Annotated in this window: 20 protein-coding genes, 3 tRNA genes, 1 pseudogene and 1 riboswitch; of the genes and pseudogenes, 5 read left to right on the top strand and 19 right to left on the bottom strand. The window is 55.1% G+C overall.

Annotated features, from left to right (window positions below; translation table 11 throughout):
• Positions 1–721: 721 nt before the first annotated feature.
• The 8 genes from thiD to AT687_RS00155 all read right to left on the bottom strand — a co-directional run bounded on the left by thiD (position 722) and on the right by AT687_RS00155 (position 8,783).
• Positions 722–1,576 (bottom strand): bifunctional hydroxymethylpyrimidine kinase/phosphomethylpyrimidine kinase, encoded by an 855-nt coding sequence (thiD, locus tag AT687_RS00190; RefSeq protein ID WP_014318429.1) that lies wholly within the window; start codon positions 1,574–1,576, stop codon positions 722–724.
• Positions 1,573–2,583 (bottom strand): ThiF family adenylyltransferase, encoded by a 1,011-nt coding sequence (locus AT687_RS00185; RefSeq protein ID WP_014302659.1) that lies wholly within the window; start codon positions 2,581–2,583, stop codon positions 1,573–1,575. The genes thiD and AT687_RS00185 overlap by 4 nt, the downstream gene beginning before the upstream one ends.
• Positions 2,583–3,368, bottom strand: a complete 786-nt coding sequence (locus AT687_RS00180) for a thiazole synthase (protein ID WP_014318428.1) — start codon at positions 3,366–3,368, stop codon at positions 2,583–2,585. Before AT687_RS00180 ends, AT687_RS00185 begins: the two co-directional genes overlap by 1 nt.
• A 1-nt stretch (position 3,369) precedes the next feature.
• On the bottom strand, positions 3,370–3,570 hold the full coding sequence (gene thiS, locus AT687_RS00175; RefSeq protein WP_014302657.1) for a sulfur carrier protein ThiS: 201 nt from the start codon (positions 3,568–3,570) through the stop codon (positions 3,370–3,372).
• A complete protein-coding gene (gene thiO, locus AT687_RS00170; RefSeq protein ID WP_014302656.1) occupies positions 3,554–4,642 on the bottom strand; it encodes a glycine oxidase ThiO in 1,089 nt (362 codons plus the stop codon). Before thiO ends, thiS begins: the two co-directional genes overlap by 17 nt.
• Positions 4,639–5,307 carry a thiamine phosphate synthase gene (locus AT687_RS00165; protein ID WP_014302655.1) on the bottom strand — a complete coding sequence of 223 codons (669 nt, stop codon included), beginning with the start codon at positions 5,305–5,307 and terminating at the stop codon, positions 4,639–4,641. The genes thiO and AT687_RS00165 overlap by 4 nt, the downstream gene beginning before the upstream one ends.
• A complete protein-coding gene (thiC, locus tag AT687_RS00160; protein WP_014318427.1) occupies positions 5,291–7,090 on the bottom strand; it encodes a phosphomethylpyrimidine synthase ThiC in 1,800 nt (599 codons plus the stop codon). Before thiC ends, AT687_RS00165 begins: the two co-directional genes overlap by 17 nt.
• Positions 7,091–7,201: riboswitch (TPP riboswitch) on the bottom strand.
• Positions 7,202–8,165: 964 nt separating this feature from the next.
• Positions 8,166–8,783, bottom strand: a complete 618-nt coding sequence (locus tag AT687_RS00155; protein ID WP_014307720.1) for a rhomboid family intramembrane serine protease — start codon at positions 8,781–8,783, stop codon at positions 8,166–8,168.
• A gap of 583 nt (positions 8,784–9,366) precedes the next feature.
• Between AT687_RS00155 and AT687_RS00150 the strand changes: the two genes are divergently transcribed.
• Complete coding sequence (locus tag AT687_RS00150) at positions 9,367–9,717, top strand: hypothetical protein (RefSeq protein ID WP_014302652.1); 351 nt, start codon at positions 9,367–9,369, stop codon at positions 9,715–9,717.
• 462 nt (positions 9,718–10,179) lie between these two features.
• Entirely contained in the window at positions 10,180–10,335 is a 156-nt protein-coding gene (locus AT687_RS00145; RefSeq protein ID WP_014301089.1) for an integrase core domain-containing protein, read from the top strand.
• A gap of 89 nt (positions 10,336–10,424) precedes the next feature.
• Here the strand turns inward: AT687_RS00145 and AT687_RS00140 are convergent, their stop codons facing one another.
• Entirely contained in the window at positions 10,425–10,961 is a 537-nt protein-coding gene (locus AT687_RS00140) for a peptidylprolyl isomerase (RefSeq protein ID WP_014318426.1), read from the bottom strand.
• 68 nt (positions 10,962–11,029) lie between these two features.
• Between AT687_RS00140 and AT687_RS00135 the strand changes: the two genes are divergently transcribed.
• Positions 11,030–11,638, top strand: a complete 609-nt coding sequence (locus AT687_RS00135) for a hypothetical protein (RefSeq protein WP_014301088.1) — start codon at positions 11,030–11,032, stop codon at positions 11,636–11,638.
• A gap of 47 nt (positions 11,639–11,685) precedes the next feature.
• Here AT687_RS00135 and AT687_RS00130 read toward each other — a convergent pair whose 3' ends face one another.
• The 3 genes from AT687_RS00130 to AT687_RS00120 are packed head-to-tail and all read right to left on the bottom strand — an operon-like array spanning position 11,686 to position 14,474.
• Entirely contained in the window at positions 11,686–12,447 is a 762-nt protein-coding gene (locus tag AT687_RS00130) for an ATP-binding cassette domain-containing protein (RefSeq protein ID WP_014302648.1), read from the bottom strand.
• A complete protein-coding gene (locus tag AT687_RS00125) occupies positions 12,448–13,479 on the bottom strand; it encodes an ABC transporter permease (protein ID WP_014301086.1) in 1,032 nt (343 codons plus the stop codon).
• Positions 13,476–14,474 (bottom strand): substrate-binding domain-containing protein, encoded by a 999-nt coding sequence (locus AT687_RS00120; protein WP_003853340.1) that lies wholly within the window; start codon positions 14,472–14,474, stop codon positions 13,476–13,478. Before AT687_RS00120 ends, AT687_RS00125 begins: the two co-directional genes overlap by 4 nt.
• 350 nt (positions 14,475–14,824) lie before the next feature.
• Between AT687_RS00120 and AT687_RS13435 the strand changes: the two genes are divergently transcribed.
• On the top strand, positions 14,825–15,250 hold the full coding sequence (locus tag AT687_RS13435; RefSeq protein WP_224788028.1) for an alpha-amylase family glycosyl hydrolase: 426 nt from the start codon (positions 14,825–14,827) through the stop codon (positions 15,248–15,250).
• Here AT687_RS13435 and AT687_RS00110 read toward each other — a convergent pair.
• Both AT687_RS00110 and AT687_RS00105 read right to left on the bottom strand, forming a co-directional pair.
• Positions 15,247–15,429 carry a hypothetical protein gene (locus AT687_RS00110; RefSeq protein WP_014302646.1) on the bottom strand — a complete coding sequence of 61 codons (183 nt, stop codon included), beginning with the start codon at positions 15,427–15,429 and terminating at the stop codon, positions 15,247–15,249. The genes AT687_RS13435 and AT687_RS00110 overlap by 4 nt on opposite strands.
• Before the next feature lie 232 nt (positions 15,430–15,661).
• Positions 15,662–15,734: transfer RNA gene (locus AT687_RS00105), tRNA-Ala, on the bottom strand.
• Between the two features lie 113 nt (positions 15,735–15,847).
• Here AT687_RS00105 and AT687_RS00100 point away from each other — a divergent pair.
• Entirely contained in the window at positions 15,848–16,246 is a 399-nt protein-coding gene (locus tag AT687_RS00100; protein WP_014318424.1) for a hypothetical protein, read from the top strand.
• Between the two features lie 61 nt (positions 16,247–16,307).
• Here the strand turns inward: AT687_RS00100 and AT687_RS12840 are convergent.
• From AT687_RS12840 to AT687_RS00080, 5 genes and pseudogenes are all read right to left on the bottom strand, one after another.
• Positions 16,308–16,489: pseudogene (locus tag AT687_RS12840) on the bottom strand (SulP family inorganic anion transporter); the annotation flags it as partial.
• Positions 16,490–16,715: 226 nt separating this feature from the next.
• A tRNA-Ala gene (locus AT687_RS00095) sits at positions 16,716–16,788 on the bottom strand.
• Between the two features lie 9 nt (positions 16,789–16,797).
• Positions 16,798–16,874: transfer RNA gene (locus tag AT687_RS00090), tRNA-Ile, on the bottom strand.
• Positions 16,875–16,941: 67 nt separating this feature from the next.
• On the bottom strand, positions 16,942–18,588 hold the full coding sequence (locus tag AT687_RS00085) for an amino acid ABC transporter ATP-binding/permease protein (RefSeq protein ID WP_014318423.1): 1,647 nt from the start codon (positions 18,586–18,588) through the stop codon (positions 16,942–16,944).
• Positions 18,578–20,191 carry an ABC transporter ATP-binding protein/permease gene (locus AT687_RS00080; protein WP_014318422.1) on the bottom strand — a complete coding sequence of 538 codons (1,614 nt, stop codon included), beginning with the start codon at positions 20,189–20,191 and terminating at the stop codon, positions 18,578–18,580. The genes AT687_RS00085 and AT687_RS00080 overlap by 11 nt, the downstream gene beginning before the upstream one ends.
• Positions 20,192–20,196: the final 5 nt, after the last annotated feature.

Below are 20,196 nucleotides of genomic sequence, written 5' to 3'. Positions count from 1 at the left end.
GGGTTCGGGCGTGGCCCTGTGTGGAGTGGGACGTTTTCACAACCATGACTTGGCTGGGATTGGTGGGCGCGGCACCCCCGCTCACCCCCGAAAAGACGGCACTTCACACCAAATCTGCCCAAACGGCCGGTTTGGTGTGAAGTGCCAAGAAAAATCCTTCGAAATACCCCCGTTTAGCGGCTCTTCCGGTTTTAGAGTGCATTGATTGTGTGTCGGATGTTGGCGACGTGGATCAGGCACCACAAGATGTAGTGCTTGTCGTTGCAGATCACGTCGCGAACAGCGGCTAAGACTAAGTCGTTGCAGGATCCAGTGGGTCACCCTGTTAGTGGTTTTTGAATTGTCGAGTGCGCAGGCAAGGCCCGTGTGGAAGGTCTTCTGTAAGCAGCGCTTGTTGGTGCACCGGTAGCGTGGAAGGCGCACATAAATGCGTGTTGGGTGGTCGATGATGGGTAGGTCGACCAGGCTGTGGATGACGTGGTCGCGCAATACTTTAGGCTGCCCGCATGTGAGGTATTCATTGATGGGCTCGGCTTCGATGACGATGACATTTCCGTTAGGTTGCACAGTAGGTCCTTGGTTGTACGGATGGATTAGACATCCTTATTCCTACAAAGCCAAGAACCCCCAATATCTTGTGCCACGCCCGAACCCCCGGCGAACTAATCAATGCACTCTAAAACCGGAAGAGCCCCATTGTCCGAACGTGGTTGATCCATTTTTAGAGTTGGGGTGCCATGTTGAAAGTGGCCCTGCGGGAATTCTTGGGGTGTGTGTTGCAGTTAGCTGAGTATTCCTCTAGCCGGTAGCTGTGGTCGACAGGCCCGTTGCCGTGGCCTACGTTGAGGTCACTGCCGTGGGCGATTGCCCCGTTGAGCCAGGTGGTAGCCCAGTGGAGGGCGGGTTCTGGGGGTTCGATGGCAAGCCGGGTGGCGAGTGCTGAGGAGAGCGAGCAGCCGGTGCCGTGGGTGTTGGTGGTGTGGATGCGGGGGCTGGGTGCGTGGAATTGGGGGCCACTGGCAGTAATCCAGGTGTTGCCAAGGTCGTCGGTTCCGTGTCGGTGCCCACCTTTGAGCAGCACTGCACAGTCGTATTGTTCTGCGAGGCTGCGTGCGGCATGTTCGGCTTGTTCAGGGTCGTGGTTGTTTGTTAGGACTGCGAGTTCTGGCAGGTTGGGGGTGATCACGGTGGCGTGGTGGAGCAGGGGTTCAAAATAATGACGTTGGCCAAGTACCGATCCGGAGGTGGCTACCATGACGGGGTCGAGAACCACGATGGGTGTGTGTGGTAGTTGGTCAAGCCATGTGGCGGTGGCGGTGGCTGCATCAGAGGATCCGATCATGCCGATTTTGATGGCATGGATGGTGATGTCGTCGGATATTGCGCGGAGTTGTTCGCTGAGGAACTCCGTGGGTGGGGTGTGTATTGCGGTAACTCCGCAGGTGTTTTGCGCGGTCAGGGCGGTGATTGCTGCCATGCCGTAGCCGCCGGCTGCCATGATGGATTTGAGGTCTGCTTGGATTCCGGCCCCGCCGGAGGGGTCGGATCCTGCGATGGTGAGTATGTGTGGGGTCATGGGAGTTCGTTGATTCCGCTGGGGACGTTGTGGAAGGTGAGGTGTGGGTTAAGATGTGCGAATTGTTCGATAAATGCGGCACTTCTTATGCCAGAGGCACAGACGACGACCACATTGTCTGTGGTGATGTTGTCGAGCGCATGTTGGATCGCCGTGGTGTCATCCCACATGGATTGCGGCAGGGTGATGTGCGCGCCGCTGGGGGTGTGTTCTATTTCGTGGGGTTCGCGGACGTCGATAAGTTCGTATTCGTTGGGTAGCGTCCACGTGTGAAGTGTGCGGGCTGCAGGTCGAAGGGGGTCACGCCCCACAGTGTATGTGCGAAATGTGCTGGTCAACGCATTGTAGGTGGTGATGGACCCTGGTTGGACTGTTCCGATTCCGGCGAGGATTTTGATGGTTTCGGTGGCCATGAGGTTGGCGATCACTGCGGTGGTAGCGCCGAGTACACCTGCGTCGGCACAGTTGAGTCCTTGGGTGGGGGCTTCGGGGAACAGGTCCCGTAGCCCTACCTCGCGGGTGAATACGCCCATGTGTCCTTCGAATTGCAGTACGCTGCCCCAGACGAGCGGTATGCCTGTTATTTCGGCGAGGTCGCCGCAGAGAAATTTGGTAGCAAAGGTGTCGGAGCCGTCGAGGATCACGTCGCAGCCTTCGGCGAGTTCGTGTGCGTTGTGTGCGGTGAGGCGTTCGGTGTGGGCGTCGATACGAATCCCGGGTTGAATTGCGCGCAATCTTTCGGCGGCGACGTGAACTTTGGAGCGCCCTACATCCCCAACACCAAACAGGATCTGGCGTTGAATGTTGGACACATCCACGGTGTCGTTATCCACGAGTCGGATCGACCCCACCCCAGCCGCCACAAGGGACTGCAAGGCAGGACTGCCCAGTCCCCCAGCACCGATCACCAGCACTCGCCCTTTGTTGAGCCGTTCTTGCTGCTCAATCCCAAAACCAGGTAGCCGCAGTTGGCGGGCTACGCGTTGGCGTTCCAGCTCGTCGAGCATCACAGCACCTCGTCCGCCCAGGAGGCGAGCCCTTCAAAGCTTGACGACGCCACCGCATGCTCCCGGCGCGGTATGCGCCCGGCTTCGCGCGCGAGTCGTCCTGCTTCGACGGCGTGTTTCATGGCGGTGGCCATGGTGATGGGGTTGATGCATCGGTTGATGGCGCTGGCGAGGAGTACGCCTGCGCAGCCGAGTTCCATGGCGAGGGTGGCGTCGGAGGCGGTTCCGATGCCGGCGTCGAGGAGTACGGGGACTGTGGCGCGTGAGCAAATGAGTTCGATGTTGTGGGGGTTGAGGATGCCGAGTCCGGTTCCGATGGGTGATCCTAGGGGCATGACTGCGGCGGCGCCGGCGTCTTCGAGTCGTTGTGCGACTACGGGGTCGTCGGAGGTGTAGGCGAGGACGGTGAATCCGTCGTTGGTGAGGGTTTCGGTGGCGTCGATAAGTTCGAGGACGTCGGGGAGCAAGGTGGTGTCGTCGGCGATGACTTCCACTTTGATCCATGAGGTGTCGAGTGCTTCGCGGGCGAGTTGTGCGGTGAGGATGGCGTCGCGGGCGGTGCGGCAGCCTGCGGTGTTGGGTAGTGGGGTGATGTTGAGGCGCTGCATGAGTTCGAAGACGGATTCGCCGTGGGCTCCGGTGTGGGCGGCGTGTCGACGCATCGCTACGGTGGTGAGTTCGGTTCCGGAGGCGATGAGGGATTTTTCTAGGGTATCGAATGAGCTTGCGCCACCGGTTCCCATGATGAGGTGGGACTGGAAGCTACGGTGTGCGATGGTGAGCATGTTATCCTCCCTGCACTGCGGTGAGAATGTCGAGGTGGTCGCCTGCGGTGACTGTGGTGGTGTCCCATTGTGAGCGGGGTATCACGCGTTGGTTGATGGCTACGGCAATCCCTGGGCGGATTCCGTTGCAGTGGTTGCTGATAATTTCGGTGAGCTGGGGTGATTCTATGGTGGTGAGGGTGTCGTTAATGTAGATGTCCATGGGTTGTGCCCCTTTCGTTGTGGTGTCGGTCTGGTGCGCATGCTGTGAGGTCGATGCCGGGGTCGGTGCCGTCGATGAGGCATGCGGTGACATGGGCGCCGAGTGATGAGAGCAAGATGCCGTGGCGGAAGTATCCGGTGGAGATAATGAGTCGGTCTGATGCCCATCCGAGGTATGGGAGGTCGTCGGGTGTGCCGGGGCGTACACCAACGTTGGCTTCTATAAGGGAACTATCGACGATACCCGGTACTACGCGTATGGCATCGCGGAGCAGGTCGTATATTCCTTCTACACTGGGCAAATCGCGTTCGTCTTCGCGGCTGGTGGCACCGATGGCGATTTCGCCGTTTGCGCGCGGGATGATGTAGATGGGGCGGTCGTTAACCCAGCCGCGCACAACCATGTTGACTGCCCCTGGTTCTGTTTGTACTCGTAGGATGTCGCCGCGCACGGGTCGTAGTGCTAGAGGTATGGGGCTTAGGTGTTGTGCGCCGAGGCCTGCTGCGAGGACAACAACATCGAATTGTTGGTAGAGGGGTTCGAGGTCGGTGATTTTCTCTTTTGTTACCTCTACTCCACAGTCATCGAGTGCGTCGAGTAGTGCGGTGAGGAATACGCGTGGTGCGACTTGGGTGTCGTTGGGGATGTGTACGGCCGCCGATAGCCGAGGTCCTAGTGCCGGTTCGAGGCCACGGGCCTGTCGTGTGGTAATGGGGCGAACATCCATTCCGGCCGCCTCTTGGGTTGCGCGCAATTGTTTAAGGTGTTCCGCGTCGGCACGATCGGCTGCCACAACGAGGGTGCCTTCGGTGCGATAACCGGTAGGCAGGTTGGTGTGCTGCGCTACCCAACGCACCATGTCTGGCCACAGCTTACCGGCGCGCTTCATCAACGGAAACAATGGGTCTTGTTGGAACTGCACTTCGGCGGCGGGGGCAAGCATTCCGCCGGCAAAGTGTGAGGCACCGCTTGCCGGGTTGGGGTCAAATACGTGAACGTTATACCCGCGGGTACTAAGCTCAAAGGCGGTGCTTAGCCCTACGATTCCACCACCTACAACAGCTATTTTCATTGTGCAAAACCTTTCAATACGAGTTTTACATCGGTTGCTACGTCCTGTGAGTTCATTAATGCGCGCACAATTGCCACACCAGCGACCCCCGTTGCAGCAAGATCAGCCGCATCTTCGGGGCGAACATCCCCAATGGCAACAACTGGCACCAATGATTCAGCAACCAGTGGCGGATAGCCAGCTAAGCCCACGGGGGCACGGCCCGAATCTTTTGTCGGTGTGGGTCGAAATGGACCGGCACCGATGTAGTCGATCACCTCGGCAACCTGGCGCGAAGCACGAACTAGCTCCAAGGTGCCCGTGGTGAGGCCGATGATGGCGTTATCACCCAACAAGGCGCGAACATGGCGCACCGGAAGGTCATCTTGGCCAACATGTACCCCGTGGATGTGCTCGCCGTTATTCATTAATGCAAGGGCGACATCCACGCGGTCGTCGATAAGCACACGGGTGCGAGGATTAACCTCAGTCACCGCGCGGGCTACCTCACGGCCAAGAATGTACAGGTCACGGGCAGCAATGGGTTTGCTGCGCACTTGGATGAGCCCAGCGCCGGCGCGCGCTGCCTGGCGTGCTACGTCGACAATGTGATCCACAGAGCCCGTACCGGTGACAAAGTAGCACCGCGGATCAAAGTCTCGACCCCACCTAGGCGTGGGCAGCATTGTCACGCACCTCGCTATAAAGCTGCGATCCTTGGGCCACAAACTCCTCAGACTTTGCCGCCATACCAGCTTCTGCGTCGCCGCCAACCTGCGGGATACCCAAGTCGGTGATCTTATCTGCGAACATGTCACGAATATCTTGGCTAATGCGCATGGAGCAGAACTTCGGACCACACATGGAACAGAAGTGCGCGGTCTTTGCCGGCTCCGCCGGAAGCGTTTCGTCATGGTAAGCAATCGCGGTATCTGGATCAAGCGACAACGCAAACTGATCATGCCAACGGAACTCAAAACGCGCCTTGCTCATCGCGTCATCCCACGCACGAGCACCAGGGTGCCCCTTAGCCACATCGGCCGCGTGAGCTGCAAGTTTATAAGTAATCACACCGGTTTTTACGTCATCACGGTTGGGCAGACCCAAGTGCTCCTTCGGGGTCACATAACACAGCATCGCCGTACCACCCATAGCGATATGAGCAGCTCCAATTGCCGAGGTGATGTGGTCATAGCCTGGCGCAATATCGGTCACCAATGGGCCAAGAGTGTAGAAAGGCGCATCGTGAGCCCACTTTTGCTCCAGCTCATTGTTTTCCTGCACCATGTTCAGCGGAACGTGACCTGGGCCCTCGATCATGACCTGCACATCGTATTCCCACGCACGACGAGCCAGCTCACCAATGGTTTTCAGCTCCGCGAACTGGGCCGCATCATTCGCATCGGCAACAGAACCAGGGCGCAGGCCATCACCCAGCGAGAAGGCGACGTCGTACTGCGCGAAAATCTCGCACAGCTCATCAAAGTGCTCGTAAAGGAAGGACTCCTTATGGTGTGCAAGGCACCAACCAGCCATGATGGATCCACCACGGGATACAATTCCGGTTACGCGTTTGGTGGTCAGTGGAATGTAGGCGAGCAACACACCGGCATGAATGGTCATGTAGTCCACACCTTGTTCACACTGCTCAATGACGGTATCGCGGAAAATCTCCCACGTAAGGTCTTCTGCTACACCATTTACTTTTTCCAACGCTTGATAGATCGGCACCGTACCGATTGGTACTGGGGAGTTGCGGATAATCCATTCGCGGGTGGTGTGAATATCATCGCCGGTGGACAAATCCATCACGGTATCTGCACCCCAGCGGGTTGCCCACCGCAGCTTGGATACTTCTTCCTCAATACTGGAGGTCACTGCGGAGTTACCGATATTGGCGTTGATCTTGGTCAAAAACTTTCGACCAATAATCATGGGCTCCGATTCTGGGTGGTTAATATTGTTCGGAATGATCGCACGGCCACGGGCGATCTCGCTGCGTACAAACTCTGGGTCCATGTGCTCGCGCAGCGCCACAAACTCCATTTCCTTCGTAATAATGCCCTGGCGTGCATAGTGCATCTGAGTCACGCGTTTGCCCTGCTTGGCGCGTCGCGGTGCGGGCTTCACACCTTTCCACTCCAGCGACGCTGCGCCACGACGCTGCGCGGAGCGGCCATCATCAGCCAAATTCCGCTCACGGCCAGCATATTCTTCCGTGTCCTCACGATTGTCAATCCACTGTGCACGCAGTGGCTTCAATCCCACCGTGGGATCACACTCAGGGCCACGGGTGCGATAGATCCGAACTGGATCATTGGAGCCAGTAGGAGAATCGTCAAGCTGAATCTCCGTTTCTGGGACCTCAAGGTCACCGGAAACGATCGGCGAATACGAGTGCTTCGGATGGATCTCGGAGTTTTCCCAAGCAGATGGATTGGTTGCTGAATTAGCTGAGGCTGCCGACACTAGGCTCGCGCTCCTCTCTTCCTTCGCTGGTGTTAACCAGACAGGTTCAAACGGTGCTTGCACAGCATCAGCGCAATCTCAGCCCGTGCTCGGGCGCCCGCGGGGGACACTCACTAACCTAGAACACGCACCCAACATTGTGCCGCCACACCCCACTCCAATGGGGGTAGCAACACTTTTAAAGCGCGAGGCGACATGCGGTTTTAGTAAAGCGCCTAGGGGGTATTACGCCACCACCTAGCCCCTCAATCACGCGGTACCTAAAACGCTCCCCACCACCACACAAAAAACTTAATTTTTCTCAGTTACCGGCATGGTGGATGGGTTTTATCACCCCGTAGCCACTTCTTGCACAAAAGTAGCTATCTATCTGCACAAATGGTCACCTCAAGCCAAACAAGTCCCCGGCATTGACCCGCACTCTTATGCCTAGCGTGCACGACACAGCGCTCCTCTTTTAGGTCAGAACCACCAGATATGAGGTTTACTCACAAGTTATCCACCACTTGTGAACATCTATCACCAAAAGTTATCCACAGGCTGTGGAAGAAATTGTGGAATTACACGGGTGGAAGTTATCCCCAGACTTTATCCACACCCTGTGGATAAAGTTGTGCACTTCTTCCCCACCTGCGGATTTGTTCGAAATCTTGTGGGAAAATAGCAGGTCGCGTACTTCGAACACATAGCTATTCGATCATCACCCTGTGAACAACACACATGTAATTATCCACATTGTGGATAACTGCTGTGGAATCTTTTTCACACGATCAGCGCTGTGTTCGCACTCCAAAAGTTGTGAAATTTTGGTGGATAATTACAAAAATCTGGGGATAACTCAGAACAGCTGTGCACTATTCCCCACCAAAAACTGGGGCGTTGGGCCATCCCAGTAGCCTCGTGTTGCCTCTTGTGACAGCCGATAACCACATTGCTCCCCACCAGCAGTCACCCCACGAAACTGCAGCTAACTGTTGGGTTTCATGTTATTTATGTGGTTTGTGTGATAAGGATTTTCTCAAAAAAATAGGCGCCTCATGCAAACACGAGACGCCCCCTAGATAAACCCCTTATCTCACCCCCGCTTACCACCTCGAGTAGTCTGCGCAATCACCAAAACAATCCCCAGCACACAACCCGTCAGCAAGCCACCCAAATGTCCCCAAAGGGAAACACCATCCATAAGCAAGGAATAGCCCACATTCACTGCGATAAGAATCAACGGTGCTGTGAGATCCCTACGCAACCGGTACGACATCGCCACAAAAATCGCCATAAGCCCATACACAGCACCAGAAGCACCCACCGTAGGCGCAAGCGGATCCATCAGCAGAACAGTTGCCGAGGCCCCAATCCCGCTCACAATATAAGCCAAAGTAAAACGACCACTGCCTAAATAATGCTCAATCTCGCGACCAAAGAAGAACAGCATAAACATGTTCAACGCCAGATGTGTGGGCCCGCTGTGGAGAAACACCGTCCCCACCATGCGCAGCCACCCTAGGCCATGAGAATACGGACCATAAAGAGTCCAGTGATCTGCAATCCACGAATCACTAAGGTTGTGTTCAATCGAGCGGGACTCCACAACAGTAAGCAGATAGATAAGTATCGTCAGCGCGCAAAGAACCGCGGTCGCAGGTGCTTGACCATATGCGCGTTTGAGTGCGTTCATCACTTCAGTATGCACCACCCCCACCTCGTTAAAGAATGCGATCACGTGGCATAAACCTGGTGAAGGGTTGATGGTGCACACTGACCAAGGGATCTGAAATGCCCCAGGTTTTGTTCCTAGGCATTTGCCTTGATTTCTATCAATTCCCTATGGCGGGTTCTACTTCCAAAAATTAGTTTTCACCTCAACAGAGGGTGTCGGAAGCAGGCGTTTGACAATAATGCACCGCCTGACCCCGCACAATTGGTAATTCATTCCGATCGTGGTTGCCATTATCGGGGCAACAGTTGGATTCAAGACTTATAGGACATCGGTTTTACGCGTTCGATGTCGAAGAAGGGATGTCACCCGACAATTCAGCGTGCGAGGGATTGTTCGGCAGAATGAAAAATGAGATGTTCTATGGACGTAAGTGGCCCCATTGTGATGAATGAGAGCAAGCAATTCATGAACATGTTGGCTTTTACAACGAAGATAGAATCAAGCTTGAGTTCGATGGATTAAGCATCAATCAACGCAGGCGTGAACTGCTACTCTGAACATTCCTAAAAAATGTCCGCATCCCCATAACCATTATCAACCATGATGTGGAGAGATTTACTTGATAAGTCGCTTAATTGGTCGCGTAGGTATCGTCACAATAGTTATTGCTGGAATATTTGCATTGCTGGGTTACATGAAAATTTCTTATGTTTTCCTAGCTATGGCAACTATAGATCTTCTGGTTGCAGTGATGTACCATCCTAATGAATTTAAAGATGCAAAAGATAGTAAAAAGGCAAAAATCATTAGCTATCTAAGCATCGTCAGTGGAGTTATTTTTATCTATGCAACCGGAAATTGGATAGGGCTCTTGCTGGTCTCGGGAGGAATCCACGATTTGCTGTTCGGGGAGAATTCGATCTTCAAAAAAACAAAAGACTTAAAGAGATATCCGAATCAAAAACGCTAAAGAAGAGCATGTCAGAGCCATTCTCACAGGAGAAAAGAAGTTCACCAACGGCGGTGCCATAAATGTCTCTTTCGAGCTTCTAGAGCACGGCACTGTTTTGGCTCATGCAACGCGTGTTAAAAAGTGGCACAGCCTCTCGAGGCATGGAGCCTAGCTGATTTTAAACATGCTGGGAACCGCTGCTGCAACGGGACTGTAGTTCAGTATCGCCGCTCCACCCCATGCTTGGGGGAGGGGTCATTGGTTCTTGCACAGTCGTGTGCGAGGGTAAAACCATGACTTCAACCAGCGTGCTTTGGAGTGCCCCTAGGCTTAGGAACAAGGGTAAGTGGTTGCGTCCGTTAGCGTGGTGTACGAGTTAGTTCCTGTGATGGGCCCCGAGGACAAATAGGGCGACCATCATGGGTACCTTTCGAATCAACTTCTACCTATCCTCGAAAGGACGACACCCTCAAGACCGAAATGTACTACGGCGAGCACTTCGCCAGTGTTGATGAGTTTTATAGGGCCGTAGATGATTACATCTTCTGGTACAACAACGACCGGCTTCAACAACGGTTCAAGGGCCTGACTCCGATGCAGTATCGGGATCAGACCCTTAAGGCCCTAACCACCTAGAATGAAACCAGTCCAACTTTCGGGGGCTAGTTCAGTAAAAAGTGCTAGCAGGGGCGTCGTTAAGCGTTAAAGCGCTCAGCGTAAGCTTTTTATTCGGTGATTTCGACGGACTCGATAACCACTGGCTCAACTGGGCGATCCATACGATCGGTTGCAGTCTGAGCGATGTCAAGAACAACCTTCTGAGAAGCTGCATCGGTGACCTCACCGAAGATGGTGTGGTGGTTGTTCAAGTGTGGGGTTGGTACCACGGTGATAAAGAACTGGGAGCCATTGGTTCCTGGGCCGGCATTCGCCATAGCCAGAAGGAATGGGCGATCGAACTGGAGCTCAGGGTGGAACTCATCAGCAAACATGTAGCCTGGGCCGCCACGACCGGTGCCGGTTGGGTCGCCACCCTGGATCATGAAGCCGTCGATAACGCGGTGGAACACTGCGCCATCGTAGAAGGGGCCCTCGTTGGTGCCGGAAGCGTTTTCGGTCTTGTACTCAGCGGTACCGTTTGCCAAGGTGACAAAGTTTTCGATGGTCTTTGGCGCATGGTTGCCAAACAACTCGATGGAAACGTCACCACGGTTGGTGTGCAAAATCGCAGTAGCGGTCTTCAAAGTCATGCCATTCATCATAAGCATGAAACCCGCAACCTCGCTACGCTTGATGGATAAGTAACCACAACTGGGAAGGACGATAAAGGATGAACCCAACCACCATCCGTGGCGCAGTTGTACTAACAAAGGCGGCATACAACAAGTACGCGGACTACCGCGACCGCAAGGCCAGTGAGGCGTACGACGCTCTCCTGTCCGCAGCAGATACCGCCGAAGATGTCCGCGACAGCGCCGTAGAAAACGTAACCTCGCTAGCAGGCCAAGCCCGCAAGCGTCTCGACGCAGCCCTCGCGGATGCACAAAACACCGCCGAGAGCACCAAAAAAGACGTCGCTAAGACCTCAAAGAAACTCTCCAAGAAAGCCCGCAAGCAAGCACGCAAACAAGCTCAAAAAGCTGGCCTCACCAAGAAGAAGCGCAGCGCCGGCGCCCAAGCTGTGCGCTGCTCCCTCTACACCGTAGTACTCGCAGCACTCGGCGCCGCAGTCTACTTCCTCTGGGATAAGTTCTCCGGCTCCGGAGTATCCGATGAACCACCACGCGTTGAGGACTTCGGTGCCGATACCGTTAACACCGAAGAATCCCGCTTGGTGTACTCCACACAAACCCCAGAAGAGGGAATCCCTGAGCGCGACGAGGAACTACTCAGCTCCCTCGAAGAGCAGCTCAAAAACAGCGAAAAGAACGACGACTAACCCATTAGATTCGTAGCCTGCCACGCGTTTACGTGCGGCAGGCTACGTTATCGACGCAGCTCGTGGCTCAGCGCTTCTAGCTCGCCACCGCCAGCCATGTGCTGAGTGAGCTCCTCAAGAGTCACGTTGCTGCGATCAGCATCCAGAATCTGATTACCCAGATTCAAGATCGTAAAGTGATCGCCCACAAGATACGCATGATGGGGGTTGTGCGTAATAAGAACAACACCAATACCCTTTTCACGAGCAGCCGCCACAAAACGCAACACCATACCGGATTGCTTCACGCCAAGGGCAGCCGTGGGCTCGTCAAGAATAATCACACGGGCACCAAAATAAACCGCACGGGCAATCGCCACCACCTGGCGCTGACCACCAGACAACGACTCCACTTCCACATCCACATCAGGAAGATCAATACCCATAGCAGCCAACTGCTCTTGGGTAATACGCCGCATCTCGTCTTCACGCAGCCGGCCTAAAAACCCCGTCAGCTCCTGGCCCAAAAAGAAATTGCGCCACACCGACATGTGCCCCACCACCGCCAGATTCTGGTGCACCGTAGCAATGCCATGATTCAAAGCATCCCTCGGACCATTGAACACCGTCGGGGTGGCGTCGATAAGCATCTCTCCACTCGTGGGCTTATGAATACCCGACAAAATCTTAATCAGCGTAGATTTTCCGGCACCATTATCACCCAACACACACAGGACCTCACCTGCGGAAATTGAAAGCGACACCCCGCGCAGCGCATCAAAACTACCATAAGATTTGGTCACATCCCGCAACGCAATAATCTCAGACATTTAGCGCCTCCCCTTGGTCAAACTAGCAAACGACGTATTAGTCAACACCGCAAACAACAACATGGCACCAAGGAAGAACTTAAACCAATCCGGATTCCACCCCGCGTACACAATTCCCTGATTAGTCATACCGAAAATCACAGCACCAATCGCCGTACCAATGATCGTTCCACGGCCACCCGTCATCGCACAGCCACCAATAACCGCAGCAATGATGTACAAAAACTCATTACCCACGCCCTGGCCAGCCTGAATCGAATCAAAAGCGAAAAGATTGTGCATGCCCACAAACCACGCCGCAAAACCAACAAACATAAACAGAATAATTTTTACGCGATCAACCGGAACGCCCGAAGCACGAGCAGCATCGGCATCGCCACCCACCGCAAAAATCCAGTTGCCAAACCGAGTTTTAAACAACAACCACGAACCGATCACGACGAAGAAAATCCACCACAACACCGTGGCACGAATCGACACCGATCCCACATGAATCGTGCCAGCAAACACCACGCGCGCAGAACCAAAACCCTCCATGTCAGAAATAATCGGAGTAGCAACCTGGCCCGTCACCCACTTAGTGATCGCCAAATTCAAACCCTGCAACCCCAAAAAACCTGCCAGAGTAATCAAGAAACTATCAATGCCAGTACGCGTGACCAGAAAACCATTCCACGCACCAATACCCAGCGCAAACACCAGCGAAATACCAGCGCCCACCCAACTATTCAGGTGAAAATTGTAGTTCAGCATCGTGGCCGCCAACGCAGTGCTCGTCACCGCCACACCCGAAGACAAATCAAACTCCGCGCCGATCATCAGCATGCCCACCGCTACCGCAACAATGCCGATAGTGGAACTCGCGTACAACACCGTGGAAAACGATTCCAACGAACGAAACGACGGTGCCAACACCATAAACAACACGAAAATAGCAATAGCGCCCAGCAAACTCGCCAACTCAGGGCGACGAATCAGCGCAGAAAAACCAGTACGACGACGAAGTCGATCATCAGCAGAAACAGAACTCATCGCAGACCCGCCTTCGCAGCCTCAGAAATCGCATCCACATTGGAACTATCCACAAAACTTGGACCCGTATACACCGGACGACCACCACCCATCGTCGAACCATTACGATGCGCCAACCAAATCGAATCCACAGCCAAATAACCCTGCATATACGGCTGCTGATCCACAGCCCACGCAATCGCACCCGAAGAGATGGCGTCGACAAGCTGGGCGTTGGTATCAAACGTAGCCACCTTCGCCGCACTGCCCGCGTTCTTCACAGCCTCCGCGCTGGTCATCGCAACCGGAGCCTGCAAGCCCATCACCCAATCAATACTCTTATCCTGCGACAACTTCGCCTGCACAGTCGACTGCACACTCGTGAGATCCTTGCCATTGACATACAACGTCTCCACATTGCCGCCCATGCCCTGTTTCACACCAGCACAACGCGCCTCCTGCGAAGAATTGCCCTGCTCATGGATCACGCACAACGCATGACGAGCACCATCCTTAGCCAGGCGCTCACCAGCCAACGTGCCAGCGACCTTTTCCTCCTGGCCAAAAAACGCGCTGATGTTGTACTTCTGATACGCATCCATACCAGCGTTCAGAGCCACAATCGGGATCTTCTTATCGGCAGCCTTACGCGCCACCGGACCAATCGCATCAGCATTAGGCAACGTCACCGCAATGCCATCCACACGGGAATCAATTGCATTTTGCACAAGATTCGCCTGATTAGGAGCCTCGGGATCCGAAGAATATCGCAGCTCAATGTTATTTTTACGAGCCGCATCCTCAGCGCCCTTACGCACCAAATCCCAGAATGTATCACCCGGTGCGCCATGAGTAATCATCGCAACGGTGTAACGAGGAGTATCCACGCCTCCTGCTTGGCCGTTGGGATTGTCAGAAGCCCTCGGGGCACCGCCAGTAGCGGAACATGCGGTGACAGTAACAAGGGCTGCCACAGCAGCTGCGGCGGCTTTGAGGGTCTTCTTTATACTTTTCACTCAAGCATGGTGTCGCATCAACGGCTTGAGGTCAAACCGCTGACCTGCATCTTTACCGATTCAGTGGGGTTGAGCTGGGGCGGGTTCTTCCCCTATCTGGGGGTGCAATGTAGCGGTGGCTCACCATAGCAAGGAAGAGAAATTGCTTGATCAAGTTGACCCAATGGCGCTGCTGGCACTGCTATTCCACCTAGCATGGACCGCATGCCTCATAGTGATACGAGAGCGTGGGATCCCACCACAATCATGTGGCAGGTATATCCGCTGGGATTCGCTGGTGTGTCGGTACGCGATTGTCGGCAGTGAATCAGCAGCTGGACTATCTCGTGGAGTTGGGGTGCACGGGATAGCTGCTAGGACCCATTTTCCGTTCGGTATCGCATGGGTACGACACGATTGATCATTATGAGATTGATCCACGGTTGGGAACGGCCGAGAATTGGCAGTCGCTGGTCGCCGCATGTGATGAGCGCGGGATTGCAGTGATACTCGATGGCGTGTTCAGCCACGTGGCGGACGTTATGCGGTATTGGTTAGACCAAGGTGCTACGGGGGTGGCGTCTCGACGCAGCCTATTCTGTCAACTCGGAATTCTGGCGCGAGGTGCTCCACCAAGTCCGCACCTCCCACCCCCACGCCTTCATTTTGGCGAAGTAATCCACGGCGACTACGCCCAGATCGTAGCCGATACCGGCATGGATTCCGTAACACAATACGAGCTCTGGAAAGCCATCTACTCTTCCCTCAAAGACGAAAACTTCTTCGAATTAGACTAGTGCATCAAGCGCCACAACGTCTCCACCGGACTAGCACTGCCCTCAAGCTCACCAAGGAACACCAAAAGCTGACCATTGGGGACGTCGAAACGCTCAGGCGCACCGAATCCGGCAACGCCAACCATAATTGCACGCCTTGCAACACCGACGTCGCGCTTATCGACGTCTCCGAGTGGCAAATGCCAGCATTCTAGCGGTGGAAAGGTGTCCCCGAGCGGTTTGTGACAAATTTTTCAGGCGTTTTAGATCCCGTAGACCGTCTCCTCGAACTCAAGACATCGAAAACCGCAAGAAGGCTGTTGTGACCTGTGCGTGCCGTCCTCGGGTTTTTGTGTTCGCGAGTTCGAGGAGGCGAAAAATGGCACACAAACAAAAAAAAGAACCCAGCCTCACCGGCTGGGTTCCACACTGTGGAGCATAGGAGAATCGAACTCCTGACCTTCTGCTTGCAAAGCAGATGCTCTACCAATTGAGCTAATGCCCCTTGTGCAACAACACTATAACAACCCCGACCCTAAAACCCCTAATCCCCATCCCCGCCACAGCGTAGCTTTAGTTTGCTATCGTGGCATAGCCCACACGCACTAGCATGACGCCATGATTGCTTCTTTGCCATTTCACCCGCTCATCGTCCACTTGGCGGTGGTAGCGGTTCCGGTCGCAGTACTCCTCTCATTAGCCTTGAGCATTCACCCGACGCTTTACCCCAAAATCGGCAAGCTCACGGTAGGCGTGGTCACGGTGGCGTCGGCAGCTATTGTTCTTGCCAAGGTGACCGGCGAAAGCCTCATGGCACCCCTCGGGCTCAGCGAAGCGCAGCCGGGTCCGGTGTCCACGCACACCGAGCTTGCCGACGCCAGCGTCATCGCCTGCGGGATTCTCTTCCTCACAGCAGTCGGATCGCTACGATTCGCCAACACTCTCACACTGCGTATCATCATGGCAGGTCACGAAGGTGCTGCCCTAGTCTGGCAACGCCCAACCCCACTAGGTTAAACCCGACCGCTGAGGTGGTCGAGACGATCAAGGCTCGGACCATCGAGCCCCTCGATCCGCACCTCAACACCAAGGCGACGGAACCCGCAGTAGCAGTAATCATCGCAGGGCGGCCGCCTGTGAGGGCAATGACCAAAGACATGATCACCGAGGTAAACAGTCCCACCGCGGGATCAACTCCTGCGACCACCGAAAAGCGATCGTTTCTGGAATCAGCGCCAACGCGACTGTTAGCCCACCGATGGTTTCTCTACGTCACATCACAAATTCACTCCCAAAAGAACACGCCAAAAATTGTTGGTACACTACCCGTTCCTCCGCGAACTCGAGTTCAAGACTACGAAAACCCAAGGACAGCACTCGCACGACATAACAGCCTTCCTGCGGTTTTCGTAGTCTCAAGTTCGAGGAGGCAAAAAAGGACACACAAACAAAAAGAACCCAGCCTCACCGGCTGGGTCCCACACTGTGGAGCATAGGAGAATCGAACTCCTGACCTTCTGCTTGCAAAGCAGATGCTCTACCAATTGAGCTAATGCCCCATTCGTTCCTGGTGGGCCTAGCAAGAATCGAACTTGCGACCTCATCGTTATCAGCGATGCGCTCTAACCGACTGAGCTATAGGCCCTCATAGGAACGAAAAGGAACTTTACAGCATACGCCACGTAATTCCAAAACGGCATGTCAGCACATGTTTACCTCGAGTACTGTGCTGCGTCGATTAGGGAGCCGGAATCAATAGCAGCCACCCATTGATAGCTGTCTAGGTAGGTGAGGTCATGGGTGATTTCGATAATCGTGGTGTGCGGGCACGCTTCACGCAGGCGGCTGCGGATGTTGGCTGCCAGAGCTGGGTTAAGGTGAGCGGTGAATTCGTCAAGAATCAGCACGCGACCGTGGCGCAGCAATGCTTGGGCTAAAGAGAGTCGCTGACGTTGTCCACCAGAAAGGTTCGCACCTTGTTCTCCTACCGCGGTATCGAGGGTGAGTTCGCGGTCGAGGCATGCCACAGTTAAGGCGTCGATAAGCTCTGCGTCGGTGGCGTTTGGTTGTGCCAGCCGCAGATTGTCGGCAACCGTGGTGTTCAGCAAGGTGATGTCTTGGGTGACTATAGATACAGTGCTACGGAGTTGCTCCAGCGGACAGGTGCGAATGTCGTGGCCATCGACGCGTATGGCGCCGGTTGTGGGATCCCAATAGCGAAGCAGTAGTGCCGCGAGGGTAGATTTTCCGGATCCGGTGGCCCCTAGGATGGCACCCCAGCTTCCCGCGGGAACAGTGAGGCATACGTTGCGAAGTGCTGGTGTGGTTTCTGCTGGGTATGTGAAGGTCACGTTGTCCCATTCGACTGTTGCACCGGTGGTGGAGGTTGGCAGCTGTTGGGGGCCGTCGTTAAGCGCGAGCCCTGCGTGGGCGAGTGACCATACTCGGCGCGCTGCGGCTAGAGAGTTAGAGAAATGGTTGCCTAGGTCGGCGACCTCGTTGATCATGTCCCAGCAACGCAGTACTGCAAACATGCAGGCCACAGCTAGTGCCATGTTGTCGGTGGCTGGCAAGAGCATGGTGAGCACACAGATGCGAGCGGCGGCTACAACACCTAATCGCGTGCCGACGATTCCCCCGCGACGCCGAACCGCCGTCTGCAAAGGTTCTTCCCTGTCGCGTAATTCGCGCTGCCTGCGCTGTTGCGCGTCGTATCCCACTATTTCTGCTACACCGCCGACTGAGTCTGTAATGTGCTGGGTGATGTTGCCGCGGTGTTCGCTGACGCGGATCGTAAAGCGATAAGCACTGTTGTTTAAAGACACCACCACTGCAACACCAAAAATGGCAGCGGCGATCAGGCCACGTACTGGAGAGAGCATGGAAATGGTGATAACTACCCCCAGCGGCACCACAGCAGCAGAGATCACCGGCGCGGTGGTGTGGGCGAAAAACACCTCGATTTGTCCGATGTCGCGAGTCAGCCGTGTCAGCATGTCGCCGCTACCAACCGCCTCTGGCCCAGTACGACGCATGATCGCTGGGGCTTGCGGGTAGATGTCACGAAAAACACGAATACGGATCAGTTCTAGTGCTTTGAAGGCAACAAGATGGCCAAGGTAGTGCTCCGCATAGCGCAATAATGCTTTTAGCAATGCGATGACCACCATGATGGCCACCACAGATGAGACACTTCCTACGCCAGCAACCAGGGCATATGCGGGGATCACATACAAAAAGATGCCCAATACTTGGTTCATGATTCGGCACAACGTAGAAGCCCCCAAGGGGCGTAGCACTGGGCGGGTAATGCCCAGTAGCCAGCGGATCAGGTGCCAGGGGGTGGGTTCAGTGCGCATGCTGGTGTTCTTCTTCCTCGATACGACCATTGGTCACGCGGACAATGCGGTCCATGTGGGCAAGTGATGTGTCACGGTGCGTCACCATGACCACGGTGTAGTCGCGACCAAGGTTGTTGATCGCATCTAAGATCTTTGCCTCGGAGGCAAGATCAACGTGGGCAGTGGGTTCGTCGAAAAGCACGATGCGCCGTCCCGAGATCAAAGCGCGCGCCAGCGACAAACGCTGGGCCTGACCACCGGAAAGCCCCACACCGAACTCGCCGATGAGGGTGCTAAGACCTGCGGGCATGGTGCGGATTTCGTCGGCAAGCTGGGCGCTACTCAGCGCCTGCCACATCTCCTCTTCAGTCGCCTCGGGGCGAGCTAACCGCAGGTTGTCTGCAATTGTTCCTTGGAAAAGCCACGTGTGCTGAGCAACCACCGCACAATCCCCTCCACGCGTTATCGCCCCAGCTTGGGGAGTTTTCATCCCTGCGATCAACGACAAGAGAGTGGATTTGCCAGCACCGGAACGGCCCACGATGGCAACGCGCTGCCCGCGTTGAATCTCCAGTTGTGCATGGGATAGCACCACGCAATCCCCGTGAGAAAAGCTGACATCTTGCATGGTGATGCACCCCGGTTGGGTGCTGGGTACGTGCGCGCGCCCAGTTGGCAATGAGGAGATAAATCCGTGGATTCCGCGCTGTGCACCCCAGCCGGCCATGCCTACATAGAAAAACGCACCGACATGGTCCATTGGTTCAAGCAGCAAAATACTAAGCGCTATGACGGTGATCCCCTGCCCTGGAGTTAGCACCCCTTGGCGAACTTGAAAAAGAGCCAGACCTGCGGAAACGGCCACAATTGCGAGGCTAAAGACGGCGTCGATAACAAAAAGGATCAGCTGATTCCCACGCAGCAGCTGCATCACCGCCACACGATTATCCTCACCGCGCGCAGCCAAGCGCTGGGCCACGCGTGACGACGCCCCCAACAACTGCAGCGTTCCCAACGCACGAAGGGCATCCATGTAATCAGCAGCCAACGCCTTACGCGCATCCTGCGAACCATGCGACACCCGCGCTACCATTTTACGAAACCCACCCACCACAAGCGGAACAATCGGCAACATAGCAGCCACAACCGCCGCCAGCCACCACCGAGACGACCACCCCATCGCCACCAAAACCAACAGCGGCGACGTCAACGACGCCACTATTTGCGACATAAACCCCACACGAAAAGCCACCATCTTCTCCGCGGACTCCGTCGCCAACCCCACCACAGCCCCTGTCGGAAACTTCGACGTACGAATCTCACCAGCCTGAAACACACGCTCAACAAGCTGACGACGCACCCGCCGCTCCTCAGCAACCTGACCGCCGGCAAGCACCCACCCCCGCAACGCAAACGACACCATAACCACAAACGGTCCCACAATGATCCACCGCGACACCCCACCGCCATCAATAATGCGACCAGCACCAATAATGGCCATACACATGCCAATAACCGAGAACCATGTAAGAACAACGCTGAGAATCAGAGCCCAACGAGCCTGCCTGCCAACTTTGGATTGCCTAACTTTCACATGTGTCGATGTTAGCCCATTCGCCATGCACA

The sequence above is a fragment of the Corynebacterium diphtheriae genome, assembly GCF_001457455.1.
Lineage (GTDB): Bacteria > Actinomycetota > Actinomycetes > Mycobacteriales > Mycobacteriaceae > Corynebacterium > Corynebacterium diphtheriae.
This window is presented reverse-complemented; position numbering and strand designations above follow the sequence as displayed.